Below are 25,134 nucleotides of genomic sequence, written 5' to 3' on the forward strand. Positions count from 1 at the left end.
CACCGAAACGATCCTAATTATTCAATAGGAATAATCCGCCTTCCGCTCAATGAAAAATCGCCCATCTTCAACCTGATCCTCACTACCCATAACTGCACCTATGCTTTTAACCACCCCTGGTAAAAACCACAGCTTGATGCTACTACGCATGTTACCCGAAGCATACGTCTGTTTCTCATCTGGATTCACACCGGTATTCAATCGAATTAGCGCCAGCATTCTGGACATTTTGCGTTCATTGTTGCTATGCATCAATAGGAACAATCGGAGATGGTCCCTGTACGTCAGTTTGACTTTGATATACTTGGACAATTCCACACTGCCCTCTTTTGCTAGTTTCACCATATCCGCGATGGCGTTTGTAATCCCATATAAGATTGCCGCCGATAAAACCAGAAGTGGATTCCCAAGCTTGCTGTGCTCAATTAACCCTTCTGCCGTCCGAATAGCCAGCCGCATACCAAATATCTCCGCATATGCCGCAGCGATGTTACCCGAAGGATTATGAAACCCGTAAACGATATACTCCAGTTCCTGATTCTCCAGTTTGAAAACATCACCAGCATCTCCACTACCTTCAGTCCAGGTAAATAACTGACCAAAATCCATGGAGTTGAAATAGGCTAAAGCATATTCATTCTGAAACAATTCGTCGCCAAGACTGTCCAGCAGACCGGACATCCCGCCAAACAAACTGTCCATCCCCTTCATGGCATCGCCACCAGAGTCATAGGGGTCTCCAGCAATCTCTGCCTTTTTGGCTTCCTCACGACTAGCCTCGTTAAAAGCAATATTAGCGTTGTAATATTCCTCCAACTGTTTGAAAGCGTCCATGGAACCCGAGCTTCCATTCTCAATCTGCGACAAGATTCGTTTGACTTCCTTCAATTTCCCTTTGGATTCTTTGTCATTCGCTTTGCGCTGGGCATCCGACCCACGACCACTCTCCAGCTGCTGTTTACTCTGTTGGATGAGATTGGCAGGACCGCTACGTACATAGGTGTCCATATATCGTTCCGTAACCTGACTTGCCTGTCTGACCGTCGGTTTAATCGGAACACCGCTCATGGCCGTGACACTGCGAAGCTGTGTATTCAATTCCATGTTGTCTCTTCTGACGTTAGAGAAGTCCGAATTCTGGGAAACAACCCGTGCCTTCAATTGATCAAATAGGCTATCTGCCCTCACAAGCTCCGAAGCAAGAGAACGTGTGCTTTTAGCTTCACTGCCTGATCCAGTAGATGCAGGACTCGTCCCAGGCAAAATCGAGTTGCCGACGTTGTCATAGCTCGCATTCTGCGAACGGTTCTCCCCCTCCGCGATCACAAGTTTCATTTCCTCATTGATCTTGCGCGCTTCTTCGATTTTGGACTGTGCTTTCTCCAGCTTCGTTTGATGGGCCTGTAACGCGGGCTGTATGATCATGCTGATGCCTGTCACCACATTACCAACACCAGTCCGATAACGAGCCAGTTCCAATATGTATTGTTGCTCTCTGAACGGCAGCCCCTCATCCGCCTGTTTCTTGTTCAGATAATCTGCATAACGTGCAGCTGCCTCGGCAGCTGTCTCTGGTGTATCTTCCAGCATCTCTTCATAGATGGCCGGTGAAGGCGGGTCCATGATCAACTTCGGAAGATTCTTCAGTTTCTCCGCGGATTCCGTCTGATTAGCAATGGCTTCATCCAGTAATTCTTCACGTTTGTCATATAACTTCTGTAATTTTTTCAGCAAGTCTACCGTGTGTGCAGCTTCCTTCATCTCGTCTGATATCGGTTTGAACCGATTGATCACTTCAAGGGTAAAATCAACCGGAGCCCGATACTTCATATCCTCCTGAATCTGGCGATTAAATATATCGTATCCGCCCAGTTCACGCTCCATGCTCAGCGAAGTTGTATCCCACTGGATATCCAGAATGGGAAATCCATCTTTTACAGCTGAAGGCTTCACGCTATCATTCAACACTTTAGCCATAATTGCATCCCCACTGCTGTCCCCATACCCGAATAAACCATACTCCCGGAGTGATGTGTCATAGGCTGACATGACGGATCTCATCGCAGCATGAGTCATGCGTTCGGTCTGCACCTTGAATGCCGCTATACGAGCGTAATCAATAAATATTGCGACAAACATATAAACTCCGGCCAATATTAATATTAAAAAAAGGGTTACGGCCCCCGACTCACCGTCTTTTTTTCTAAACAGCTCCGCCCTCCTCCTTTTCTCACTTTTTGCTTTTGCCAAAATGCTGCACAACCTGTCCGGCTTCTGCCGCTGTACTGGTCGCCGCACCGCCTTTCCCTTTAAACTTGGCTGCATAATACCGGATTAAATCTACCGTTCGAATGAATTCAACCGGTTCAACCACTGCGGACGATCCTTGAGTGAGGACACGGTTACCTGAATCGAACAAAAAAGAAGGAAGAGGCAAAGATATTACTTGTTCCAGCTTGGTTGTTACTTTCCGCTGAATCAGAGAATTCTGATACTCAATCGTTCCTTTCATAGCTGAGGGCATATGTTGCACCGCTTGTGCTAATTTCTGTTCCGAGAGATTGCCACCTTCACCACCAGGTATAGAGACGCTAACCTGATTATCCGCTCCCGCCCAACCAAACAGTGCTCCAAGCATACGATCGTCCGTCAGTCTCCAGTACAGATTGTCATGTTCTCCAACACCATATTCACCTGTCATCGCCTGTTTGTGGCTGTTGTCCCAGCTATAGGCTGAACGTTCGGAAGCCGCATAAGCATGTTGATTCAGGAATGTCTTTTGATACATGTACATGGTAAAGAAGAGCAACAACACAAGAATAAACAGCACGACAGGGAAGATCAGGGAGGCTTCAACGGTGAAGCTCCCTTCTTCCTTTTTCAGCCTGTTAACCCGGGAAAAAATCATTACTTTTTGTGTCCACCTTGTTAAGAAGACCCGTTACTATGCGTTCAATTTCCTTCCTGAATAACAGCGCAATAATGATAATAACCCCGATAATCAGAATCAGCTCCAACGTGCCGAGTCCGTCCTCTTCTTTCCAAAATGCGCTTACCTTGTTTTTTAACACTTCCATCATCCCAATTCCTCCTACATATTCATCATCATAAAAGCAGGTGCCCCGATCATGACCACAATCGTAAAAAAGATCAGTACCATTGGAAACACCAGTTTGGAAGAAGCCTGTTCTCCCTTCGCCCGACTGACAGCCTTGCGTTTCTCCCACAACACATGTGACAGATCCCGCAGCGCCAATACAAAGTCACCTCCCCCACGTCGGAAATTTAGCAGCACTGTTGTTGTAAAAATCGTCACTTCCTGTACACCGCAGCGGCGACTGAACTGTTCAAATGATTGTTGAAACGAGTAACCATTATTCCAATCTCCCACCGTCTTTCTGAGTTCGTTGTACAGCGGATGATCCCGTTCCCCCTGGCTTGTGACACAGTGAACGATAGCACGTTGCACGGTCTCCCCTGCGCCAACCAGCAGTACAATTCGGTTCAGCAGCTCAGGCAGTTCCATAAGAATATCCTGGTCTCTTCGCTGCACCTTTGTATTGAGGTCTTTGTAGAGCGCAAAAGGCAACGCTGCACCAAGCGCGAGCCCACCCACCATACCTCCGATGCCCATATCTCCAACGAGTGATAACAGGCAGCCCACCAGTAGCATGAGCCATGTATAAGTCAACATTTCAGCGCAATACAGCATCGTTTTCTCTCCGCTGTGCTGTATGCCGTACATTTTCTGAATGGCATGTTGCATTCGAAACATGAGCACTGGCAATCTGCGTCCAATCTCGAACTTGTCCAATATAAACAGGAAGGGACCATGCAATTTTTTCAGTCGTAATCCTTCCATATCCAGCTTGCGCAGATGCCGGTAGGTCTGCCCCCGGGTTCGATCCAGCACCAGCCATCCCGCTCCGAGCATCCCTGCGACTATAACGGGAAGCAGCATCGTTTCAGCTCCTTATACTTTGATATCCATAATGCGATTAATCCACAGATAACAGCAGGCGAGTACTACCAATGCTCCACTAGAGATGAGGTACCCCATCCCGCTATATAACGGCTCCATAAAGTCCTTGGCGGTCAGATTGAGGAATATCAGAAAAATAAATGGAGCGGCAAACATCACCTTTGATTCGAACTTTTTCTGCGATACCGCGACCATAATATCCTGCTGAATGTCCAGCTTCTCACCAATCACCGCAGAGGTACGACGCACAACCTCAACCAGATCCCCGCCAGTTCGTTTGCACGTAATGAACACATCTGCAAAGTTCGTAATATCTTCAATCTGCGCCCGATCCGAAAAATCCTGTAGTGCCTCTTCAATTGGTTGTCCATACTCCATCCGTGTCCGCAATATCGTGAACTCACGAATCAGATCGGTATCCGCTTCCGGGTTCAACATCCGCAGATCCTCTACGGATTCCTTGAATCCATTTTCCACCGATTTTCCTGCGGCAAGTGCCGAAGATAATGCATATAATGCTTGCTTAAAATGTAAACTGAGTGTCATTCTTTTTCGTTCCAACAGCACTTTAGTCCAATGTTTTGGTACCCATATGCAACCCGCAGCCAGGATCGCTCCAGCCAACCAGTGATGGTAAAACAGAATTCCGATGCCAAAAAACAGCAGACCACTAATCAGCATACAGACCATTCGTTGTCTCCGGGAAAGCGTATATACGGTGTAATCCGTCAACATCTGTCTGGCTTCACCCAACAGTAATCACCTTCCAATGGCTTTAATTCACGTTGTTATCTGATGAATCTATATCAACACTATATTGTTCTATGTATTCATCCAGCCATTCCCCGAGCCCAGCCATCTGAATTTTATCCACCTGATTCAACTTTCCAACCTGTACTAACCCGCCAATAATTTTGCCTTCACGCTCTTCTTGTTCCTGGAAACGAAACAGTGGATTCAGCATAACCTCACCGTCCTGCATGCCAATCACTTCACTAATCTCTGTCACCCGCCGTGAGCGGTCTCGTAGCCGGGACAGATGTACAAAAATATCGATTGCTGAACTAATCTGCTGCCTTACAACCGCAATAGGAAGATCCGCACCGCTAAGCACCATCGTTTCGAGTCTGCTGATCATGTCCGAGATAGTATTGGCGTGCCCAGTTGATAAGCTTCCATCATGTCCTGTGTTCATGGCCTGTAACATATCCAGCGCTTCTGCGCCCCTGACTTCCCCGATCACAATCCGGTTCGGACGCATCCGTAAGGAAGATTTGATCAGATCCCGAATAGATATCTGTCCCTTGCCTTCGGTGTTTGCATTCCGCGTTTCCAGTGATACCAGATTTGGTACCGTAACTATCTGTAGCTCAGCTGAATCCTCAATGGTAATAATCCGTTCATCGGCAGGGATGAACTGTGATAATGCGTTCAGAAAGGTCGTTTTTCCCGATCCGGTCCCACCTCCAATGAAGATGTTGTATTTGCTCCGTACCAACTGCTGCAATAATTCTGCCGCTTCTTCATGCAGGGCACCCTTTTCAATCAGATCGGACATCTTCATCGGTTCACTGGGGAATTTACGAATCGTCATCGTGGGGCCTTTCAAGGCAATAGGCGGCAACACGATATTGACCCGGGAACCATCCTTTAAACGGGCATCTACGATTGGAGAAGACTCATTTACAATCCGGTTTACCCCGGACACAATCATCTGGATAATATCCTCGAGCCGTTCCCTTGACTCAAATTCAAGGGTGATCTGGCTGACTTCACCTTCCTGCTCCACAAAAATCTCCTTGTGACTATTGATCATAATCTCCGTAATATCGGGATGATCCACAAGTGGCTGCAAAATATCCAATCCACGAAAGGAGTCAAATAATCGCTGTACCAGCGTATGACGCTCTCCTGAGGTCAGATCATCCAGCTTCGGGTCAGTAAGAACTTTGCGTTCTATCCCCTGCCACAGTTCATCATCTCCTGCGGAAGAGGTTAAATCGAGGCCAGCCCTGACTTCCCTGCGCATCATCTGAAACTGTTCTTCACGATCCAGTATTCTATTGGATGAATCCGTCATAGTGCCCACCGATCCTGCTTCTGAATTCGTCCCGTCTGCTTCAACTCTTCTTCGCCATCTTGTACCAGCATGGCACATAATCTCTTCACTTCACGTTGGAAGATCGGAGAACTAAGCATGACTTCCTCCTGACTGAGTTGCTTCCAAGAAGGGATATAGGGCAACACTGCATCCAGATGCAGATCAGGGCGTGGAAGTACATTGACGACATTGTCCCGATATTTGTTAACCACAAAGCGTGAACGCTCGACCATACTTTCGTACAAATCTGGCTTCGTACGCTCAGCATGCTGTAACCATTGTCCCCATCGATGCATGGCAGATATATCATCCTCAACCAACCAGACAAATGCATCTGCTGCATCCAGCACCCCTTCACTGCGCCCATCCCAACCGGAATCCCCATCCAGAATCAGCACGTCATACTGTCCACAATCCGTTAAATAACGAAGCAGATTCGACGTATCCTCACGAGTCATTTGCAACAGTTCTTTCCGATTCGATAATGGCCAGAACACATCGGATTTCAACGCTTCATGCCGGACCACATATCCATCTACGCCCTTCGATTGTACCTGTAACTGCTTGCCGGATTCCTTCCTGCCCACCTTCAGATCGTATAACAGGCGGGACAATCCCGTCTCCGCATCCGGGTGACGCTGCCCACTTCTAGTTAGTCCCTTTTCCAGAAACGGGAGCGTACTGTCCAGCGTCTCCAGATTCAGATAGAGAACAGCATAACCTGCAAGTCCCAATTGCTTCGCCATATGCAGGGCCACTGCCGTTTTGCCACTTCCACCCGAAGCGGATACTACACCGATGGAGAGAGTCTCTTGCCCCGGATGGTGAACCTTCTTACGGCGTGGCTGCCGGCAAGCATGCATCACAGCATCCAGCAAAGCAGGCAAGGGTTGGTATTTCATCAGCCGCTTGGCCTCATCCACCTCCTCCATCCCTTCACTAAGCATTAGCCAAGGTACACCTGATACTTCTCCCCCGTTATTCAGCCAGTCATTCAGAAACTCCGGTTCCGCAATAACCAGATCCGGTAATTCTCTACCTTCTTGCTCTTTCATGTGATCCCTGAACGAATCCTCTTGGGAGAATGCCGTGAAACGCACATGAAGACCAGACGGATTTCCCTGTACATAATCAAGCCAGGCGCTAATGTAATCTCTATCCTTTGAAACCAGAACAACCTTCAGTACAATCAATTTTTCCTTCCCTCCCTGTCAAAAAGCACAAAAAAGCACCGTCCAATAACCGCATGAATATGCAGTATTTGGACGGTGCTTCCGTCACGTGCTATGAATGTATGGATAATATAGCATACAATTTCTGGGGGAGCAAGGGATTTATTCTAACCCTTTTTCCTTAAGAGTTATACGGTGAATCGAACTCAATAATGTTACGGTCCGGATCAAGCACAAAAATCTGCGCAAATCCAGCTACGCTGTCAGGTCTCGCTTCATACTCAATTCCCTGCTGCTCCAGCCAGGCTATAGTCCCTGAATAACTGGTGACCCAGATCGCAAAGTGACCGTCTGTAGTATCAATCCCAGCCTCACGTAACGTGTGACCCTCCGGGTGCTGAAGCAGATGAAGCTGCTGGCTGCCGATAGCGTACCATGTACCCGTGGAGCGGAAGGCTGGACGTTCAATCTCCTGCATGCCTAGTAACCCCGAGTAGAACTTCTTCGCGATTTCCAGATCACGTACAGCCAGACTAACATGGTGGATGTGTGCATATTCAATCATCTTTTATATCCCCCTCTCTACTTCAATATGACTATACTATAACACCTTGAACCCTGACCATAATCTCCGCTAAACAGAAAAACACCCCTGATTCTAATCCGGTAAACCTCTCGGCTCACACAGATCTAGTTCAGAGGTGCCCTGCAAACGGGCATACAAGGATGCTCGCTTACCGCTTTAAATCATCTTCAGCACATTTGGCATAACCAAATTATTTTGCGCTATCCAATGCTTCTTGTGGAATCTTGATCTCTTCCACTTGATCGTGGTTAGAAAATGTACTGTTCATCTTCATGTCCATCGTCATTGTCTGTCCATTCTGTTCCATCTCCATGACCATGTTTACATCCGTACCTGCAGGCAGATAGGTTTCCTTGTTAATCATATATTTCATCTTCATGCTTGTAATATTCATTTGTTCAAGCATCGCTTGGGTCTGGGCATTCGATCCGTTTTGCTCCATCACGGCTTTGGCCAGTTCCTTCACGTTATCACCGGATACGTCAGCGTTAATCACATAATTGTCGCCTTCTTCGGTCACTTCAGTATCTTCTTCGATCTTTTTGAATTGCTCCAATTCACCTTCGGGATTCATGCTTGCTTTCATCTGCTCAATCAGTTCCTTGGTTTGAGCTTCAGGAATCGCAACCCATTGATCCCCAACTTGAGAGTAGATTTTATCCGATGTGATATACTGTTTCACGTTCTGCGCTTCCTGCCCAGACATTTCCATTTTCATCTCTTGGTAGATCATCATTGGATCTTTGATGATATCCATTTTGAGCGATGTTTTAACCTGTTGATCCTGTGACTGTTCACCAGCATCCAGTTTCAGATTCTGATCAATGTTTGCTTCAGTTGTGAAGCTTTTCATTTCTTTGGTTGCTGCATTCGTTTTGGTAATCAACTCATCCAGGGTAGGGATCTTTGTTTCCTGCTCCGCAGGTGTATTACCCTCGTTAGATGTTTCATTATTGGTCGCTGGCGGCGTTGCCGTGTTGTCTGTGTCGTTTCCGCATGCTGCCAAGCTTACTGCTAATAATGCCCCGATAATTAATGTAGTCCACTTCTTCAAGTTGTTTTCCTCCCAAAATAGATATGATCTGTAGTCATTACCCAATTATTTCCGCTATTAATCATCAAATTTGGATACAATGTGTCGCACGAGACTTTTTCACAGAAATCGATCTTTGATCTCCGGTGTAGGTAACATACACGCTTCATCCTTGCCAAACCAGCGATAACGGTTGCGAGCAACCCAGTTATAGACTGCATTACGAATAAATTTCGGTATGATGATGAACACATATAACAACGGATAAGGAAACTTTAGACCCTTAGCCAATCGCAGTGCGGCGGTTGAACGTGTATAGTATTTTCCATTTTCAATCAGAACAAAGGTGTCCATACTGTCTGTCGACAAATTTCCCTTCGCCAGCAGTTCCTTGGCTACATCCGATTGAAGCGATGCAAAATGATATTTTCCTTCCGGGTCACGCTTGATAATCCATTTGGTTAAGCCCTGGCAGAAGTGACAGACACCATCCACCAGTACGATCGGATGTCCCTGATGCACATCTGTTTGATTTGCTGTCATATTGGCTGCCTCCTATTGTTGCGGTTAGAGTAACTTACCCAATCTGGGCCATCTTGTTCACTAATTCTAAATTTATTTCTAGAGGTAGTTCAAAAAGAATGAACACCGCTCTTTTTGAACACGCATTAATGGGAAATAAAAGAAAAAGAGCGCAGGCATTGTGCCCACGCTCGTATCTGTCCGACAATTACTCCGTAACTGCCTTTTCCATCCATTGGTCATCGATCATCTGTTGATGCAGGTCACTTGCCCACTGGTCCATACATTTGCAAATGAAATCTTTGCGACATACTGGACAAGGGGTTTTCTGCAGACGGCTGATATTGGTCATCTTCCATTCCGGGGAACGGGTGTAGAATACACGGCATTTTGTACCGTCTACCAAATTCATTTTGAATTCATACAATCCGTCTTCCTTGTTACCATAAGCTAATTCTAAATCTGCAATACGCGGTCTATAAGACATGGATATCACCTGTTTAATTCAAATTTGGTTCATGCAATGACACTACTCAGTACTAAGTTATATTAAAGAAAATTCAGATCAATGTCAACTCGCGCATGTCTACCCGCCAAACAGAATATCCAGAATCGTCCCTACCTGTCCCTGTTTTTTCCCTTTCAAGACATCCGGATCAAATACTTCAACATACCCGCAGGAAGCACAAGCCACGAACAAGTAGTGATTATGCTGTATATCAAACATCTTACTCAGGCCTGCTCCTGACATGGAAACTTCCTTAATGTTACAATCCGTGCCCCTGCATTTTGTACACACAAATCGCCGCTCGATCATCTCTTCAATACTCATCTTCGTTCCCCCTTTATGGAATGTGTAGCATGAATTGAGAGTGCAATTATGTAAAATAGTACGCGATCTGGCATCTAATCTCCTGCATCATGTCCTTATATGATAATCAACACAAAACCCTGCCGATTGCCAGCAGGGCTTTGTAGTCGAACATCAGGTATCTGGGATAACCTGCTCTATATGTTCCCTTTACTTATCCAAGAGTCAAATCTTAAACTACGTTTAATACAACATCAATGTTGCCACGTGTTGCTTTGGAATATGGACAGAAATCATGCGCCTTGCGGGCCAGTTCCTCTGCTTGACTGTGATCCACACCAGGCATACTCACGTCCAGACGAACAGACAGCTGGAAACCGTCATCCGCAGGGTCTTTACCAATGGATACGTTACTTGTAACGACCACATCCTCCAATTTCACACCTGCTTTGCGTGCTACATTGGCAAGGGCACTTTCATAACATGCTCCATATCCAGCGGCAAAAAGTTGCTCAGGGTTAGTACCTTCACCACCGGAGCCACCAAGCTCTTTTGGCATTTTCAGATCATGCTTAAGCACGCCATCCGAAGAAGTCACCGAACCTGTACGTCCACCTTTAACTGTCGCTACTGCTGTATATAAAGCTTCCATTCAGAATCTCTCCCTTATCCATATAGTTTTTTACTGCCTTCCTTTCAATTTAAACTTCTGGCTCATTTTGAAACGCAATTTTGTATCTTTATCAGCTTTTACAACTTTATTATTTTCATGCATTTCAATGCCATGGCTGTATTTTCCCTAAGGTTGGGTAATATACGAAGGGGCATATTCAAGCTACAACCGAAATTTTGTGCTGATACATAAAAGTTGCACTAGACAAAAATAATTGAAGGAGTACAATGTAACAATAAACATAAAAATTTAGATATATCATGAGCGGTTTGTACCGCATCAATATCTCCAAATCAATAATTCAAAGTCAGGTGATTATCGTATGAGTAAAAAAAATCCGTTCAACGCTCCTTCAAGAGAATCATTGTCTACTGCGGGCATGACCCCTTCCCTTGGAGAAGCACATAGTTCCATGAAAGTTCCGCAGAATGCTGCATGGTGGAAGAAATTCCTCGCCTTTGTAGGCCCAGGATACCTCGTTGCCGTAGGTTACATGGACCCGGGGAACTGGGCAACAGATATCGCAGGCGGCTCGCAGTTCGGGTATACCTTGTTATCCGTTATCCTGTTATCGAACCTGATGGCCGTTGTCCTTCAGTCGCTGGCTGGCAAGCTCGGTATCGTCACTGGACGGGATCTGGCTCAAGCCTGTCGTGAACGATTCAGCATGCCTGTTGTTATGATGTTATGGATTCTGTGTGAGCTTGCCATTGCAGCTACCGATCTGGCTGAAGTCATTGGTTCTGCCATCGCATTAAAACTGTTATTTAACATCCCCATGTTATACGGCGTTATCATCACCGCAGTTGATGTACTCCTGATTCTTGTTCTGCAAAACAAAGGCTTCCGCGCTTTGGAAACTCTCGTCATTGTGCTGATGGCAACCATCGCCCTCTGCTTCGGGATTGATCTGTTTCTGGCAAAACCGGATATGGGCGGTGTTCTCCATGGTTTTGTACCAAATGTTGAGATTCTGCAAAACCCGGCCATGCTCTATATTGCCATTGGTATTATCGGAGCAACCGTGATGCCGCATAATCTGTACCTGCATTCTTCCATTGTGCAAACCCGTCAGATCGAACAGACACCACAGGGCAAAAAAGAAGCCATTCGGTACTCGACCATGGATTCTACGATTGCGCTGACACTGGCCCTGTTCATCAATGCAGCCATCCTGATTGTATCTGCTGCTGTATTCCACAGTGCTGGTATGACGCAGGTTGCTGAGATCGCTGATGCCTATCATCTGCTGACACCTCTATTAGGTACTACGGTTGCAAGTATTCTGTTCGGTGTGGCGCTGTTAGCATCAGGTCAGAACTCTACCCTTACAGGTACACTCGCTGGACAGATCGTTATGGAAGGTTTCCTGAACATTCGAATTCCGGCTTGGCTGCGCAGACTGGTCACACGTCTGATCGCCATCATCCCGGCGGTAATTGTGACAGCCATTGCAGGAGAACATGGCACAGAAGAACTGCTCATTTTGAGCCAGGTCGTGCTGTCGCTTCAATTGCCCTTTGCTGTAATTCCCCTGGTGATGTTCACAAGTGATAAAAAAAGCATGGGTGCATTCGCCAACAAATTGTGGCTCAAAATCATCTCATGGGTCATTGCCGCGATTATCGTTGTGCTGAATGTATATCTGATCATTCAGACGATCCGGTTGTTCTAATCTCATTTTAATTGGCTAAATACTAAAAAGGCTGATCAACTCCGGTATGCTATACCTAAGTTGATCAGCCTTTATTGTTGCAATCCATTAAACAACCATCTGCATCTAATCCTGATTTGGCATCAGTAACGGCAAGAGTTGATCCAATGAATCAACGGTCCAATCCGCACGTTTGTCATCCGATAGCTCTGGCTGGAATCTTCCGTAACCCTGCATAATTCGAATCGTACGCATGCCCAGCTTCCGAGCAGGTATAATGTCGTTATCGATCCGATCGCCGATCATCACGGCTTCCTCCGGTTCACAGCCGGCCTGTTTCAAGGCTACAGCGTACAACTCAGGGTCTGGCTTGGACACTCCTTCTTCAGCTGAACATGCCAGAACATCAACATACTTCCGCAAGCCGTAACTCTCCAGTCTCTCTTCCGTTCCAGGACTCTGATTGGCAATAATGCCAATGCGATAATGCCGTGACAACTGCTGAAGAACAAAATCTGCTGAAGGAAAAGGACGTTCAAGATCTTTTTGAAACTTCAGCTTGTCCTGAATCTGTTTTTGATGCCCCTCGTCTTCAACAAATGTGCGAATTGCCACTCTCATAGGCCATTGCTCATATTTTCGGTAACAGCTCGCGAACAGTTCGCGTACCGCCTCAATTGTCACCGGATACCCCAAAGCACAAGCTTCACGGACAAACTGTCCGATAATATCATCAACCGGCTCCCATTCATCCACCAGCGTATCTCCAACATCAAAAAACAACCATTTCAATCCACCTACATCCGGCACGCCAATTCCTCCTTGTAAGCATAAAAAAGAAGACTCACCATCCTGCATGAGTCTCCTCAAACTTCCGTTTATCGATACATTCAATTATAACAGGCACCTTACACCTGAGCAATCACAAGCTATGGCATTAACCATTGAGGAGAAAGCCAACTTCCCCATTGAGCGAATATACAATCCGGTCTGCGCCCATGCCCCGATAGATGCCCTTAGGATGACTCTGCTCCGTAATGACGCACAGGGATTTCGATGTCCATGAACGGCAGATCTGTAAATAACGACAGGTCAGATTCAGGCTGTTCTCGAAAATAAACACGTTGCCTACGCTGCCCTGCGGCAAAAACCATTTTTGAGCTGCAGCCGTATTCATGCGAATGACATGTTCTACTCCGATTCTACGGAGTCTTCGCTCTTCCCCTGCACTGTTGGTTAGAACGGCAAACGGCATTTTTTTGTACATCAGCAATTTGATAAATTTACGTCCTGCTTCATTTGGAGCAGTCACTAAGATCATCTCAGTATCCATCATTCGTTCCTCCCTTGGCGTGAAAAGACAACAAAAAAGAAGCGTGGGGGACCAAGGCCTCCCGAACGCTTCTTAAATAACCCATGGCGAAAACACCATGAACCAGCGTACGGCTTGTTGCCTCTCCCTTTAACGCTTACGAGGTTAGCTGACGGATTCGGGCGCGAGAGTCGCCCTATTTCCGGCTGTCACCGGAAAATTCACCCCATGAATGCCCACTGTCCTGGACAGCGCATTCCGTTGGTTCCCCCGTTTCCCATTCATTAATGAATGGAAACTCAGCGATTAAAACATCGTTCGTATATCTTAAGGTAAGATCGAGCGATATTATCGTTTGTTTCGTTTTTCAAGTACAATTTAGTTTAAATTGAAATTACGTTATGAATCATACACCCGTGCCATGTCGGTGTAAAGTCCGCCCAGATCACCAAATCGGCAGATTTTTGCCAATTCCTATCCATAATAACGCTTACAACAAAGTTATACTCTATCTATCTCTTCAAGGCTATCTAATTCTCACTCTGGCGTAAATCACTTCGCAATTCATTCACGTATTCTGCACAACTTGCCTGTTTTGATTCTTTTAACACCATATTAGTTTTGAAATATTTAATTGCAACCAATATAATAGAAGATATAAGAGTAAATAAATGGAGGCGATTTAGATGACAGTCTACGATTACAAAGTGAATACCCTTCGCGGTCAAGAAGTTGAAATGTCCGACTACCGTGACAAAGTGCTCCTGATTGTGAATACGGCAAGCTCATGCGGCCTTACCCCTCAATTCAAAGGTCTGCAAGAATTGCAAGACAAGTTTCAAGATGCTCCATTTGAAGTGCTTGGTTTCCCAAGTAACCAGTTTGCACAGGAAAAAGGATCTTCCGACGATATTGCCGAGTTCTGTCAGATGAATTATGGCGTGAGTTTCCCCATGTTTGAGAAAATTGATGTGAACGGCTCAAGCGCTCACCCTCTTTTCCAACACCTTAGCACAGAGGCTCCTGGCCTGCTCGGCTCCAAAGCAATCAAATGGAATTTCACCAAATTCCTCGTGGATCAGAACGGACAGGTCATTAAACGTTATGCTCCCAAAACAACACCGGACAAGATTGAAGAAGATATCAAGAACTTACTTCAAAAATAATACACAGGCCACCCGTAGCCGGAAGGTAGAGCAGCATTGCCCCGGTAATGGGTGGCCTTTTTTCCTCAACTTTGATGTCATACTGTTCGAAAAAGACAAAAAAAAGAAGCTTCCCATTAATGGAAAGCTTCTTTTTAATCGTTCATATGATGCGGTCGAGAGGACTCGAACCTCCACGGGCATACGCCCACTACCCCCTCAAGATAGCGTGTCTGCCATTCCACCACGACCGCATGTCGTAAATAATCGGCAACAGAATTGATTATACCGGGTTCAGAACTAAAAGTAAAGTATTTTTTAATACTTCTTTTTCAGCTAGGCATTTTCATCAAAAATCGCATAATCTCGTCATCTTTACCCATGAACTGCATATGATTAGATTTGATCCCCTCTTTTTCGGTAAGAGCCGATCTTTTTGATTCATTTATATATAGTCCTCCATGAACTTCACCACATAAATAACACAATAAGTTATATAAAATAACACAAATATTAAATTCCAGATTTAATCCATTAATTTTCACGGATACTATTGACAAAAAGCGGACATTTATGGGATGATAACTATCATATAATTCGGATTTTTAAACATAAAGCAAACAAAAAGGAATATAAATGTCACTTTAAGTGACATTTAACGAACACAGGAGGCGAATGATTGTGAACCGTGGGAATAAGCTGCTCGATTATGTCAAACTGCTTGATTCCTCTATTCAGGTTGGAGGGTTCACCCATTCCTTCGGCATGGATATCCATATCAGGGAGGGTACCATTCGTAATGCTGAAGATCTCGAATCATTCATGCGTTGTCAGTTGCATCCGAGCATCGTTCGTCTTGAAGGTATGGCCATCAAAGGTATCTATACTGCAGCAGATCACAAGGATACATGGCGGATAGCTCTTATCGACAAGCTTGTCCATGTTCAGCGAACCCCTGGAGATCTCAGAGAACAAGCTGCCGCCATGGGTAAACGATTGATCAGACTTGCACGAGCTCTGCACCCCTGGATTGAATTCAGCCAGCTCGAACAGATCTTTGCCAAATACGATTCGGTTGGCTGCCTCTCTACTGTTCATGCCTGGATTAACCACCACCTCGACATCCCGGTCGAAGAGGCGGTCCTTGGTTACCTGCATTCAGCCATGAATGCCTGCATAACCGAAGCCTCCAAAGTCATTCCCCTGAACAACGATACAACCAAGGATCTGATGGTCCGCCTGGCCACAGATCTGGAGAATGAATGGAAGACCGTCAGCGCCTCGGCTGCGGATGGACTGGCACAGCCAACCTCGATGTCCATGAAATCGTTTTTCCCCAGTTTCCATATGCTCGGAGCTGGACTTCATGCCTACAGGGCCTAATCCTCTTCCTCCTCATGCCTGCTCCCCTTCATTCAAAAAAACTAAAAAACACGCGGCAACCTCCTTGCCGACGTGTTTTTTGTCATTTTATTTGTTTTATTTACGTATTTACGCCATTTATAATCACAAAATACACTTTTTTCCGTCTTTTTTAATTGTTAGATGACGAATTTACGTATATAATAAAACATACAGCTCGCATTTCTATATATTCTACATGAAGAAAGAGCGGCTGAATACTACATTCTAACCAGGGGTGAACCCTTTTGAACAAGAAAAAACCAGTTACTCCGTTCGGATGGGCCATCAAACGACGGCTAACCGAACTTCAAGTGGACCAGAAGACCTTTTGTGAACAGCATGGCATCCCACCCTATCGTTTATCCAATCTCATTCACGGCACACGCAAAGCAACCCGATTCAGGCACCTGGTCGCTGATATTTTGGATATTCCAGATGAACTGAGATAAGATTTCTGCCAAAGGAGGGTCTCATCCATGAGACATGTTACATCCGATCTGGAGAGGCTGTCGTTCCAGTCCATACGTCACCAGCTCATCATCGTTGATGACAATTGGATTATCCAAAGTTGTAACCGTGCCTGGCAACAGGGACTTGGTCAATGCTCACCAAACCCGGATATACACAGTAGTCATAGACATTACCTGCATCTGACGGAAGCCTGGGCAAAACGAGGCAAGAACGCTAACATGGCACTTGTCGCACAGAATTTGAAAGAACGCGGAATACCCTTTAATCGAAATCATACATATGACATCTGCGTGTATACTGTATACAACGAAAAGAGGTGGTTTCGTGTAGAACTCACCCCTCTATCTTATGCAAATTCAATTCTGGATACCGATCTCGCTTTAATTGCACACATGGATATTACCGAACAAAGAAAGACAGAACACCAATTAAAAAAGGCATTGTCTGAAGTGCGCACATTGCGCGGACTGCTGCCTATTTGCGCCGTCTGCAAACAAATCAAGGACGAAGAGGAACACTGGAACTCCGTTGAGAGTTATCTGGAGAAGCATACCCACGCCGAATTCACCCATGACATCTGTCCGGAATGCATCCGGCGGTTATATCCGAAATACTCGAATATCCTGGACAAGCGTTCCTGAAACCTTTCTCCACTCGCCGACTAACTACAACTATACGGAGAGATGATGTTCAAACTGCGACATATCCAGCTCTTGCGGTGTCCCATGCAGGGTTATGGTTCCTTTGTCCATGATATAGATGTAATCTGCGGCACTTCGTACAAAATCGATACTCTGCTCTACCAGTAGAACCGAGAGGTTCCCCTTTGCCTTGAGGTGCAAAATTACCTGCCGAATGTCCTCCACGATAGAAGGCTGGATTCCTTCTGTCGGCTCATCCAGTAGCAACAACCCAGGACGCGAAGCCAATGCCCGGGCGAATGCCAACTGCTGCTGCTGTCCACCACTCAGATCCCCGCCCTGCCGTCCATACATCGTAGCAAGCACTGGGAACATCGCCAGTACATCCTCCGGGAACGTTTTTACTCCCGGTGCACTTGTCTCCAGACCGAGCAATAAGTTTTCTTTCACCGTAAGCTGCGGGAAAATCTCCCGCCCCTGCGGTACATAACCAATCCCTGCCCGTGCCCGCTTGGCTGAGTCCAAGGTGGATAACTCCTGATTTTGCCACTGAATACTGCCCTTGCGTGATTTGAGCAGCCCCATTAATGTTTTCATCAACGTTGTTTTCCCCACACCGTTACGACCCATCAGACACACCACCTGTCCAGGCTGTACATCCAGGTTCACACCACGAAGCACATTGCTTTCCCCGTAGCCAGATTCAATTCGTTGCAGCGACAGCATGGTCATCCCTCCTTTTGCCCAAATACACTTCCGCCACTTTCGGGTCTGCCTGTACCTCCGCCATCGTACCTTCCTTCAGCAGTTTCCCTTCATGCATCACCGTTACCTTGGCTGCGAACTCTCGCACAAACTCCATATCATGCTCCACCACCACAACCGAGCGCTCACGCGCAATCTCTTGCAGAAGTCGCCCGGTCTTGTGTGTTTCTTCATCCGTCATGCCTGCGGCTGGTTCGTCCAGCAACAACACACGTGGCTCCTGCAGAAGCAACATGCCAATCTCTAGCCACTGCTTCTCCCCATGTGATAACGCTCCTGCACGAGCATCAACGCGGTCTTGCAGACCAATCTGGAGGGTAACATGCTCCATGGCAGCACTCATTTTCCCATATCGACGAATACCGATGGCTTGCAAAGGGGAACGGCGAGTCTCCCCCGCCAGCGTCAGATTCTCCTGTACCGTCAGACCTGCAAAGATCGATGGCGCCTGGAATTTGCGTCCCACACCTTTGCGAACAATCTGGTGCTCCTTCAGTCGTGTTAATTCCGTGCCATCCGCCATCTTCACCGAGCCGGACATGGGTTTTGTTTTGCCACATATCACATCCAGCATCGTTGTTTTCCCAGCACCATTGGGTCCGATTAAAAAATGCAGGTCATGTTCATGCAGCTTCAGATTCATGCCTTTGACAGCAACGAACCCACCAAAGGCCACCGTAATATCCTCGGCTACCAACACCGCTGATTCCTCAGTAGACTTTAGGTTTTTCCCGAGTGACTTGGACATGCGCACTCTCTCCTCTCCGCTTCAGCAAGCGAACGACATGACGATACACACCTACAATACCGTTTGGCATGAACAAAACCACCGTTACAAAGAGCCCACCAATGACAAACAGCCACCCTTCGGGATAAGCCTCACTAATGCCTGTTTTGGCTGCATTCAGCACCACTGCTCCGATGACCGCTCCAATAAGCGTACCGCGACCACCCAATGCAACCCACAGGACCATCTCAATGGAGGGTACAATCCCCATCATCGATGGCGAGATAATACCCACCTGAAGTACAAACAACATGCCCGCGATGCCTGCAAGCGCACCGGAAAAAGCAAAAGCCAGCGTTTTATATCCTGCCGGATCATATCCGAGGAATCGCACCCGATTCTCTCCATCACGCGCAGCTTCGAGCACTTGACCGAACCGACTGTTCACCATTCGACGACAGAGCACATACGCGATCACCAGAACAGCAAGCGTTATATAGTAGAGAGCAATCGTCGTTCCAGCGGAATGAAGTGTAAAACCAAAGATCGAATTATATCCGGTGATGCCATTTGTCCCACCCGTCCATTCCTGTTTACCAACAAAGAGTGTTACCATAATAAGAACCAAAGCTTGAGTCAGGATGGTAAAATAAACACCGGTGATCCGGTTGCGGAACGTAAACCACCCCAGAGCAAAGGCAAGCAATGCTGGAAGGGCTATCCCCAATAACAGCGCCACCGGGAAAGAGCGAAATGGTTCCCAGAACCACGGCAGACCACTGAGACCACTCCATCCCATGAAGTCAGGAAGCGTTGCTCCACTAGCCTGAAGCTTCAGATACATCGCCATCGCGTACCCACCCAGACCAAAGAACACCCCATGCCCAAGACTTAGCACACCCCCATATCCCCAGATCAGATCGAGACCGATGGCCAGGATTGCCAGCGCCAAAAACTTGGCTAACAGACTCAGACGAAACTCCGTGGAGATTAGTGGAGCAAGACACATCATGATCAGTACAACCGCCCAGATGATTCTCATTTTCAGACTGCCAGTCTTGAGTAATGCCGACATGAACTAACCCCCTTTTTCACGTTAATCGAGACTCCGTGTGCGCATCGCGACCAATCCGCGTGGTTTCCATTGCAGGAAAGCAACGATACATACAAACACAAGCACCTTGCCAATGGAGGCCGAGGTATAGGTTTCGAACAGCGTGTTGAACATACCAATCCCCAATGCACCACACACGGTTCCAACCAATTTCCCAACGCCACCCAGAACAACGACCATGAACGCATCCACAATATAATACGTACCAAGCGAAGGACCAATCGGACCAATGAGCGTTAATGCACAGCCAGCAATTCCGGCAATGCCCGAACCAATCGCAAAGGTCATGCCATCCACCCGCCGGGTCGAAATCCCAAGACACCCCGCCATGCTCCGATTTTGCATTACAGCCCTCATTCGTCTTCCGGAAGATGTTCGATAGATATAGAGATACATACACAGCAGCACAACCGCAACCAGTGCGATAATGAAGATTCGTTTATACGGAAATACAATACCATCCGAGATCGCCAATCCCCCATTGAGCCAAGCCGGACTGGATACTCCCACGTTTGGCGCTCCGAATATCGTACGGGCCAGTTGTTGCAGCATCATGCCTACACCCCATGTCGCAAGCAGACTATCAAGCGGCCTGCCATACAGATGCCTGATCAGAACCACTTCAAGCAACCAGCCAATTAGAGCCGCTACAATGAACGCAATCGGCAGAGCCACAACAAAATAGGCACCAAACCACGTTGCTGGAGCATAGGACATGAACAGATTTTGTGTTACATATGTTGCATATGCACCGATCATGATCAGTTCACCGTGAGCCATATTGATGACATTCATCAGCCCAAACGTTACTGCAAGCCCCAATGCAATCAACAACAGAATTGAACTGATACTCAGACCATTGAACATCTGCAGGATAAACATATCCATCGCTATCCCCTCCTCCATACCGTGACTCTCGATATTTCACATAAATTCAATTATGGGCAGTAACATTTTTTAACATCACAGTAACGCTTTACCGCGATACGGTAAGAGGATGTGTTGTCACACCCTCGTTTATGTTTCGGCTGCTTTGAAGCAAGTTGCCTGTTTTATTGCGAGGTTTCTATGTTATTTAGCGCTGAGGGTTGCTCCCCATTCATACGTTTTCAGATAAGGGTCCGGCTTGACAGGCTCACCAGAATTCCACAATTCCTTGAACTGCCCATCCTCCTGCACCTCACCGATCCGTACGGTTTTGTAGATATGCTGATTCTCTCCATCCACGGTTACCTTACCTTCCGGGGCATCAAACTCCAGACCCTTGGCAGCTGCCTTCACCTTCTCCACGTCGGTTGATCCTGCTTTTTCCACCGCCGCCTTCCAGAGATAAACCGCCACATATCCCGCTTCAATCGGATCAGCTGTCACTCGATCAGCACCGTATTTTTCTTTATACTTGGCAACAAATGTTGCATTCTCAGGTGTATCCGTTGTCTGATAATAATTCCACGAAGCCAGATGCCCCTTCAATACGTCTGCGCCAATACCACGGATTTCTTCCTCCGCCACACTTACCGAGAGGGTCGTCATCTGATCCGAGGAGATTCCGGCATCCTTCAATTGTTTGAAAAAGGCCACATTGCTATCTCCGTTCAGCGTATTGTATACAATATCCGGCTTCGCAGCCTTGATTTTGCTAATGATGGTACTGTAATCGGTATGACCCAGCGGTGTGTATTCTTCACCCACTACTTCGCCGCCTTCTGCTGCGAGTTGTGCCTTAATGACCTGATTGGCCGTTTTTGGGAATACATAATCTGAACCGAGCAGATAAAACGTCTTGCCCCTGTTCTCCAGTAACCAGGTTACGGATGGAACGATCTGTTGATTGGTTGTTGCTCCTGTATAAAAAATATTTGGCGATGATTCCAATCCTTCATATTGTACCGGGTAAAACAACAGACCTTTGTTCTGTTCAAACACCGGGAGCATAGCCTTCCGACTCGCAGAGGTCCATCCGCCAAATACAGCAGCGACCTTATCCTGTTGCAGTAACTTCCCAGCCTTCTCCGCAAAAGTAGGCCAATCCGAAGCGCCATCCTCAATTACAGGCTCAATCTGTTTACCCAAAACTCCGCCCGCGGCGTTAATCTCTTCAATGGCAAGCATCTCCGCATCTTTAACAGATACCTCACTGATCGCCATCGTTCCGCTGAGAGAGTGAAGAATACCAACTTTAATCGGTTCACCGGATGCAGCCGACTCTCCTGTACCACCTGAACCCGAAGCTTCAGGCGGCGCAGTGCCCTCCACACATCCTGTCATCACAATGACCGCACCCAGCAAAATACTCCATAACTTGACCGACCTCTTCTTCAATAGCCTACACTCCCTTTTTTTAGTCTATTGACGAACATTAAGGTCATTTGCGTCCAAAATGTTCGTTGATCCAAATTATGGAGGGTTACTCTCTTCATGTCAATATAGCTTACATAATTTTATTTCATGCCTACCTGTTTCATGCATACTGCTAATAAGCCTTGAAGCTTATTGACAAAGAAATCACCCTGTGTGAGTATATTTAACATACAATATGATCCATGAACATATCAGACATTATAAGCGAAAGGTCGGATTGCCTTGCACTGGACTGAGCAGGAAAAAGAAAAACTCCTGATTACCGTGGCCGCTAACCTCTCCCGTGAACGAAGAGCACGCGGACTCAAGTTAAATGTTCCCGAAGCCATCGCCTTGTTGACCTCCGAACTGATGGAACGAGCACGGGATGGAATGAGTGTTGCCGAATTAATGAGATACGGAGGCACCATCCTGACACGTGAAGACTGTATGGATGGTGTTCCCGATATGATTCCTGAAGTACAGGTAGAAGCCACATTTCCTGACGGTACAAAACTGGTTACTGTACATGAACCTATACGCTGAGAAAGGCAGGAGAAAACATGATTCCTGGTGAATACCGTTTGAAGCCAGATGACGACATCATCTGTCATCCGGATCGTTTAACCCTACGACTCCTTGTCCTTAACCGCGGCGACCGCCCCGTCCAGGTCGGCTCTCACGTTCACTTCTATGAAGTTAATGCAGCACTGGACTTTGATCGCACCTCAGCTTTTGGACATCGCCTGCACATTCCGGCAGGCACCGCAGTTCGCTTCGAACCCGGTGAAGAGAAACCGGTTGAACTCACGACCTTTGGCGGCAAACGCCAAATTCACGGGTTCAACGGACTAACCGAAGGCTCTGCGGATCAAGCTCCTGATCCACTGAAACTGGAGGCATTCCTGAAGACGTTCTCTCCTCCCATACAAGATGGAGGTGAACCTTCATGAAACGAATGAGCCGCGAACAATACGCTTCGATGTTCGGACCGACAACCGGTGATGCCGTAAGACTTGCTGATACCGAACTATGGGCAGAGATTGAACATGATTATGCCGTATACGGAGATGAGAGCAAGTTCGGAGGTGGCAAGGTTATCCGCGACGGAATGGGCCAGTCCACCACCGCTCTGCGAAGCGACGGCACTCCTGATACTGTTATCACCAACGCTATCATTATCGATCATTGGGGCATTGTAAAAGCGGATATCGGCATTCGGGATGGTCACATCTGCGCCATTGGCAAATCCGGTAACCCGGATACAATGGATGGTGTTCATCCCGCACTGGTCATCGGTGCTTCCACCGAAATCATCGCCGGTGAAGGCATGATTGTAACCGCTGGCGGCATTGATACCCATATTCATTTCATCTGCCCACAGCAGATTCAGACTGCGTTATCCTCCGGGGTCACGACCATGATCGGCGGGGGAACAGGACCAGCAACAGGAACCAAAGCCACCACCTGCACACCAGGAGCCTGGCACATCCACCGGATGCTGGAGTCCGCAGAAGCTTTTCCCATGAACATCGGTTACCTTGGCAAAGGCAACAGTTCCAGTACCGCACCTTTAATTGAACAGATTGAAGCTGGGGTAATCGGCCTGAAGCTGCATGAGGATTGGGGCACTACCCCGAGCGCTATCGACGCTTGTCTGACTGCCGCCGGGGAACATGATGTTCAAGTGGCTATCCATACCGATACATTGAACGAAACCGGATTTCTCGAAAACACCCTGGCTGCAATCAACGGCCGGACGATCCACACGTACCATACGGAAGGCGCTGGTGGCGGACACGCACCGGATATTATCCGGGCCGCTGGGGAGTCCTACGTTATCCCCTCATCAACCAACCCAACACGACCATACACACGCAACACCGTAGAAGAGCACCTTGATATGTTGATGGTGTGTCACCATCTGGACCCTTCCATCCCGGAAGATGTAGCTTTTGCCGATTCACGGATTCGTCCAGAGACAATCGCAGCCGAAGACATTTTACATGATCTTGGCGTGTTCAGCATCATCAGTTCCGATTCTCAAGCCATGGGCCGAGTGGGCGAAGTCATTATCCGCACCTGGCAGACAGCCGACAAAATGAAAAAACAGCGCGGCAAACTTGAGCTCAACCCGAATTCTCCCTCCGATAACGATCGGATCAAGCGATATGTCGCCAAGTACACTATCAATCCAGCTATCGCTCACGGAATCGGTCATCTCGTCGGTTCGGTGGAAGTTGGCAAGCTGGCAGATCTAATCATATGGAAACCGGCTTACTTCGGTGTTAAACCCGAGATTGTCATTAAGGGTGGCATGATCACATTTGCCCAGATGGGTGATCCCAATGCGTCCATCCCAACACCTCAGCCGGTATTTGGCAGACCGATGTTCGGAGCCTATGGTAGCGCCATTGCCAGCGGATCGATCACCTTTGTCTCCCAAGCCGCAGCAGAAGCAGGGATCAAAGAGTCATTGGGCCTGAAAAAGCGGGTTGAACCCGTTAAAGGCTGTCGCTCAGTCAGCAAAAAAGACATGATTCATAACGACGTCACCCCTGTCATTGAAGTCGATCCCGAAACCTACGAGGTACGCGCCGACGGCGAGCTTCTCACCTGCGAACCCGCAGACGAGCTGCCTATGGCACAGCGGTACTTTATGTTCTGATAGGAATACGGAT

At 47.2% G+C, this 25,134-nt stretch carries 28 protein-coding genes, 1 tRNA gene and 1 riboswitch; of the genes, 8 read left to right on the forward strand and 21 right to left on the reverse strand.

What is annotated here, in order from left to right:
* Positions 1-21 precede the first annotated feature (21 nt).
* The 13 genes from MHI01_RS11450 to MHI01_RS11510 form a co-directional block, all read right to left on the reverse strand.
* The gene (locus MHI01_RS11450; protein ID WP_340983169.1) at positions 22-2,250 is read right to left on the reverse strand and encodes a hypothetical protein; all 2,229 of its coding nucleotides are present in this window, start codon (positions 2,248-2,250) and stop codon (positions 22-24) included.
* A complete protein-coding gene (locus MHI01_RS11455) occupies positions 2,231-2,908 on the reverse strand; it encodes a TadE/TadG family type IV pilus assembly protein (protein WP_282319038.1) in 678 nt (225 codons plus the stop codon). Before MHI01_RS11455 ends, MHI01_RS11450 begins: the two co-directional genes overlap by 20 nt.
* Positions 2,889-3,080: a Flp1 family type IVb pilin gene (locus tag MHI01_RS11460; RefSeq protein WP_282319039.1), complete on the reverse strand. Its 192-nt coding sequence runs from the start codon at positions 3,078-3,080 to the stop codon at positions 2,889-2,891. Before MHI01_RS11460 ends, MHI01_RS11455 begins: the two co-directional genes overlap by 20 nt.
* Positions 3,081-3,091: 11 nt before the next feature.
* Entirely contained in the window at positions 3,092-3,961 is an 870-nt protein-coding gene (locus MHI01_RS11465) for a type II secretion system F family protein (protein ID WP_076209457.1), read from the reverse strand.
* Between the two features lie 12 nt (positions 3,962-3,973).
* The gene (locus tag MHI01_RS11470) at positions 3,974-4,717 is read right to left on the reverse strand and encodes a type II secretion system F family protein (RefSeq protein WP_076209547.1); all 744 of its coding nucleotides are present in this window, start codon (positions 4,715-4,717) and stop codon (positions 3,974-3,976) included.
* 40 nt (positions 4,718-4,757) lie between these two features.
* Positions 4,758-6,062: a CpaF family protein gene (locus MHI01_RS11475; RefSeq protein ID WP_282322214.1), complete on the reverse strand. Its 1,305-nt coding sequence runs from the start codon at positions 6,060-6,062 to the stop codon at positions 4,758-4,760.
* Positions 6,059-7,276, reverse strand: coding sequence for a nucleotide-binding protein (locus tag MHI01_RS11480; protein ID WP_340983170.1), 1,218 nt, complete (start codon positions 7,274-7,276; stop codon positions 6,059-6,061). The genes MHI01_RS11475 and MHI01_RS11480 overlap by 4 nt, the downstream gene beginning before the upstream one ends.
* Positions 7,277-7,436: 160 nt before the next feature.
* Positions 7,437-7,820, reverse strand: coding sequence for a VOC family protein (locus tag MHI01_RS11485; protein ID WP_047842030.1), 384 nt, complete (start codon positions 7,818-7,820; stop codon positions 7,437-7,439).
* Between the two features lie 211 nt (positions 7,821-8,031).
* Complete coding sequence (locus tag MHI01_RS11490; RefSeq protein ID WP_340983171.1) at positions 8,032-8,895, reverse strand: DUF6612 family protein; 864 nt, start codon at positions 8,893-8,895, stop codon at positions 8,032-8,034.
* 99 nt (positions 8,896-8,994) lie between these two features.
* Positions 8,995-9,417 carry a thiol-disulfide oxidoreductase DCC family protein gene (locus MHI01_RS11495; protein ID WP_036610812.1) on the reverse strand — a complete coding sequence of 141 codons (423 nt, stop codon included), beginning with the start codon at positions 9,415-9,417 and terminating at the stop codon, positions 8,995-8,997.
* 187 nt (positions 9,418-9,604) lie between these two features.
* Positions 9,605-9,883 carry a hypothetical protein gene (locus tag MHI01_RS11500; RefSeq protein ID WP_036610814.1) on the reverse strand — a complete coding sequence of 93 codons (279 nt, stop codon included), beginning with the start codon at positions 9,881-9,883 and terminating at the stop codon, positions 9,605-9,607.
* Between the two features lie 99 nt (positions 9,884-9,982).
* Positions 9,983-10,228: a zinc ribbon domain-containing protein gene (locus MHI01_RS11505; protein WP_036610816.1), complete on the reverse strand. Its 246-nt coding sequence runs from the start codon at positions 10,226-10,228 to the stop codon at positions 9,983-9,985.
* Between the two features lie 211 nt (positions 10,229-10,439).
* Positions 10,440-10,859, reverse strand: coding sequence for an organic hydroperoxide resistance protein (locus tag MHI01_RS11510; RefSeq protein ID WP_036610819.1), 420 nt, complete (start codon positions 10,857-10,859; stop codon positions 10,440-10,442).
* 400 nt (positions 10,860-11,259) lie between these two features.
* Here MHI01_RS11510 and MHI01_RS11515 point away from each other — a divergent pair, with 400 nt between their 5' ends.
* Entirely contained in the window at positions 11,260-12,555 is a 1,296-nt protein-coding gene (locus MHI01_RS11515; RefSeq protein WP_036611122.1) for an Nramp family divalent metal transporter, read from the forward strand.
* A gap of 105 nt (positions 12,556-12,660) precedes the next feature.
* On the opposite strand, the gene MHI01_RS11520 is transcribed toward MHI01_RS11515, so the two are convergent.
* Complete coding sequence (locus MHI01_RS11520; protein WP_340983172.1) at positions 12,661-13,344, reverse strand: HAD family hydrolase; 684 nt, start codon at positions 13,342-13,344, stop codon at positions 12,661-12,663.
* Between the two features lie 127 nt (positions 13,345-13,471).
* The gene (locus MHI01_RS11525; RefSeq protein ID WP_017690008.1) at positions 13,472-13,867 is read right to left on the reverse strand and encodes a hypothetical protein; all 396 of its coding nucleotides are present in this window, start codon (positions 13,865-13,867) and stop codon (positions 13,472-13,474) included.
* Positions 13,868-13,985: 118 nt separating this feature from the next.
* A riboswitch (cyclic di-AMP (ydaO/yuaA leader) is annotated at positions 13,986-14,161 on the reverse strand.
* Between the two features lie 371 nt (positions 14,162-14,532).
* Here MHI01_RS11525 and MHI01_RS11530 point away from each other — a divergent pair.
* Positions 14,533-15,012, forward strand: a complete 480-nt coding sequence (locus MHI01_RS11530; RefSeq protein WP_036610823.1) for a glutathione peroxidase — start codon at positions 14,533-14,535, stop codon at positions 15,010-15,012.
* A gap of 150 nt (positions 15,013-15,162) precedes the next feature.
* Here the strand turns inward: MHI01_RS11530 and MHI01_RS11535 are convergent.
* Positions 15,163-15,245, reverse strand: a tRNA-Leu gene (locus tag MHI01_RS11535).
* Positions 15,246-15,672: 427 nt separating this feature from the next.
* Here MHI01_RS11535 and MHI01_RS11540 point away from each other — a divergent pair.
* The 3 genes from MHI01_RS11540 to MHI01_RS11550 all read left to right on the forward strand — a co-directional run bounded on the left by MHI01_RS11540 (position 15,673) and on the right by MHI01_RS11550 (position 17,507).
* The gene (locus MHI01_RS11540) at positions 15,673-16,374 is read left to right on the forward strand and encodes an urease accessory protein UreF (protein WP_162158974.1); all 702 of its coding nucleotides are present in this window, start codon (positions 15,673-15,675) and stop codon (positions 16,372-16,374) included.
* 266 nt (positions 16,375-16,640) lie between these two features.
* The gene (locus tag MHI01_RS11545; RefSeq protein ID WP_017690011.1) at positions 16,641-16,844 is read left to right on the forward strand and encodes a hypothetical protein; all 204 of its coding nucleotides are present in this window, start codon (positions 16,641-16,643) and stop codon (positions 16,842-16,844) included.
* Between the two features lie 27 nt (positions 16,845-16,871).
* The gene (locus MHI01_RS11550) at positions 16,872-17,507 is read left to right on the forward strand and encodes a hypothetical protein (RefSeq protein WP_253506406.1); all 636 of its coding nucleotides are present in this window, start codon (positions 16,872-16,874) and stop codon (positions 17,505-17,507) included.
* Between the two features lie 30 nt (positions 17,508-17,537).
* Here the strand turns inward: MHI01_RS11550 and urtE are convergent, their stop codons facing one another.
* The 5 genes from urtE to urtA all read right to left on the reverse strand — a co-directional run bounded on the left by urtE (position 17,538) and on the right by urtA (position 22,435).
* Complete coding sequence (urtE, locus tag MHI01_RS11555; protein WP_340983173.1) at positions 17,538-18,233, reverse strand: urea ABC transporter ATP-binding subunit UrtE; 696 nt, start codon at positions 18,231-18,233, stop codon at positions 17,538-17,540.
* The gene (gene urtD, locus MHI01_RS11560) at positions 18,211-19,020 is read right to left on the reverse strand and encodes an urea ABC transporter ATP-binding protein UrtD (RefSeq protein ID WP_340983174.1); all 810 of its coding nucleotides are present in this window, start codon (positions 19,018-19,020) and stop codon (positions 18,211-18,213) included. Before urtD ends, urtE begins: the two co-directional genes overlap by 23 nt.
* Positions 18,983-20,074, reverse strand: coding sequence for an urea ABC transporter permease subunit UrtC (urtC, locus tag MHI01_RS11565; protein ID WP_076319163.1), 1,092 nt, complete (start codon positions 20,072-20,074; stop codon positions 18,983-18,985). Before urtC ends, urtD begins: the two co-directional genes overlap by 38 nt.
* Before the next feature lie 21 nt (positions 20,075-20,095).
* Positions 20,096-21,001 (reverse strand): urea ABC transporter permease subunit UrtB, encoded by a 906-nt coding sequence (gene urtB, locus MHI01_RS11570; RefSeq protein ID WP_101314096.1) that lies wholly within the window; start codon positions 20,999-21,001, stop codon positions 20,096-20,098.
* A gap of 183 nt (positions 21,002-21,184) precedes the next feature.
* On the reverse strand, positions 21,185-22,435 hold the full coding sequence (gene urtA / locus MHI01_RS11575) for an urea ABC transporter substrate-binding protein (RefSeq protein WP_101314097.1): 1,251 nt from the start codon (positions 22,433-22,435) through the stop codon (positions 21,185-21,187).
* Positions 22,436-22,696: 261 nt separating this feature from the next.
* Between urtA and MHI01_RS11580 the strand changes: the two genes are divergently transcribed.
* The 3 genes from MHI01_RS11580 to ureC are packed head-to-tail and all read left to right on the forward strand — an operon-like array spanning position 22,697 to position 25,121.
* Positions 22,697-22,999, forward strand: coding sequence for an urease subunit gamma (locus MHI01_RS11580; RefSeq protein WP_036669066.1), 303 nt, complete (start codon positions 22,697-22,699; stop codon positions 22,997-22,999).
* 17 nt (positions 23,000-23,016) lie between these two features.
* Positions 23,017-23,406: an urease subunit beta gene (locus MHI01_RS11585; protein WP_047842024.1), complete on the forward strand. Its 390-nt coding sequence runs from the start codon at positions 23,017-23,019 to the stop codon at positions 23,404-23,406.
* Positions 23,403-25,121, forward strand: a complete 1,719-nt coding sequence (ureC, locus tag MHI01_RS11590; protein ID WP_036610857.1) for an urease subunit alpha — start codon at positions 23,403-23,405, stop codon at positions 25,119-25,121. Before MHI01_RS11585 ends, ureC begins: the two co-directional genes overlap by 4 nt.
* The last annotated feature ends 13 nt before the right edge of the window (positions 25,122-25,134 follow it).

Source organism: Paenibacillus sp. FSL M7-0656 (assembly GCF_038003225.1).
GTDB classification, from domain to species: domain Bacteria; phylum Bacillota; class Bacilli; order Paenibacillales; family Paenibacillaceae; genus Paenibacillus; species Paenibacillus amylolyticus.

What these genes read in the sequence shown, in the direction of transcription:
- MHI01_RS11455 (WP_282319038.1), bottom strand. Translation starts at nt 2,908, where the DNA reads ATGATTTTTTCCCGGGTTAACAGGCTGAAAAAGGAAGAAGGGAGCTTC.
- MHI01_RS11460 (WP_282319039.1), bottom strand. Translation starts at nt 3,080, where the DNA reads ATGATGGAAGTGTTAAAAAACAAGGTAAGCGCATTTTGGAAAGAAGAG.
- MHI01_RS11465 (WP_076209457.1), bottom strand. Translation starts at nt 3,961, where the DNA reads ATGCTGCTTCCCGTTATAGTCGCAGGGATGCTCGGAGCGGGATGGCTG.
- MHI01_RS11470 (WP_076209547.1), bottom strand. Translation starts at nt 4,717, where the DNA reads ATGTTGACGGATTACACCGTATATACGCTTTCCCGGAGACAACGAATG.
- MHI01_RS11475 (WP_282322214.1), bottom strand. Translation starts at nt 6,062, where the DNA reads ATGACGGATTCATCCAATAGAATACTGGATCGTGAAGAACAGTTTCAG.
- MHI01_RS11485 (WP_047842030.1), bottom strand. Translation starts at nt 7,820, where the DNA reads ATGATTGAATATGCACACATCCACCATGTTAGTCTGGCTGTACGTGAT.
- MHI01_RS11495 (WP_036610812.1), bottom strand. Translation starts at nt 9,417, where the DNA reads ATGACAGCAAATCAAACAGATGTGCATCAGGGACATCCGATCGTACTG.
- MHI01_RS11500 (WP_036610814.1), bottom strand. Translation starts at nt 9,883, where the DNA reads ATGTCTTATAGACCGCGTATTGCAGATTTAGAATTAGCTTATGGTAAC.
- MHI01_RS11505 (WP_036610816.1), bottom strand. Translation starts at nt 10,228, where the DNA reads ATGAGTATTGAAGAGATGATCGAGCGGCGATTTGTGTGTACAAAATGC.
- MHI01_RS11510 (WP_036610819.1), bottom strand. Translation starts at nt 10,859, where the DNA reads ATGGAAGCTTTATATACAGCAGTAGCGACAGTTAAAGGTGGACGTACA.
- MHI01_RS11515 (WP_036611122.1), top strand. Translation starts at nt 11,260, where the DNA reads ATGACCCCTTCCCTTGGAGAAGCACATAGTTCCATGAAAGTTCCGCAG.
- MHI01_RS11525 (WP_017690008.1), bottom strand. Translation starts at nt 13,867, where the DNA reads ATGGATACTGAGATGATCTTAGTGACTGCTCCAAATGAAGCAGGACGT.
- MHI01_RS11530 (WP_036610823.1), top strand. Translation starts at nt 14,533, where the DNA reads ATGACAGTCTACGATTACAAAGTGAATACCCTTCGCGGTCAAGAAGTT.
- MHI01_RS11550 (WP_253506406.1), top strand. Translation starts at nt 16,872, where the DNA reads ATGAGACATGTTACATCCGATCTGGAGAGGCTGTCGTTCCAGTCCATA.
- urtE (WP_340983173.1), bottom strand. Translation starts at nt 18,233, where the DNA reads ATGCTGTCGCTGCAACGAATTGAATCTGGCTACGGGGAAAGCAATGTG.
- urtD (WP_340983174.1), bottom strand. Translation starts at nt 19,020, where the DNA reads ATGTCCAAGTCACTCGGGAAAAACCTAAAGTCTACTGAGGAATCAGCG.
- urtC (WP_076319163.1), bottom strand. Translation starts at nt 20,074, where the DNA reads ATGTCGGCATTACTCAAGACTGGCAGTCTGAAAATGAGAATCATCTGG.
- urtB (WP_101314096.1), bottom strand. Translation starts at nt 21,001, where the DNA reads ATGGATATGTTTATCCTGCAGATGTTCAATGGTCTGAGTATCAGTTCA.
- MHI01_RS11585 (WP_047842024.1), top strand. Translation starts at nt 23,017, where the DNA reads ATGATTCCTGGTGAATACCGTTTGAAGCCAGATGACGACATCATCTGT.
- ureC (WP_036610857.1), top strand. Translation starts at nt 23,403, where the DNA reads ATGAAACGAATGAGCCGCGAACAATACGCTTCGATGTTCGGACCGACA.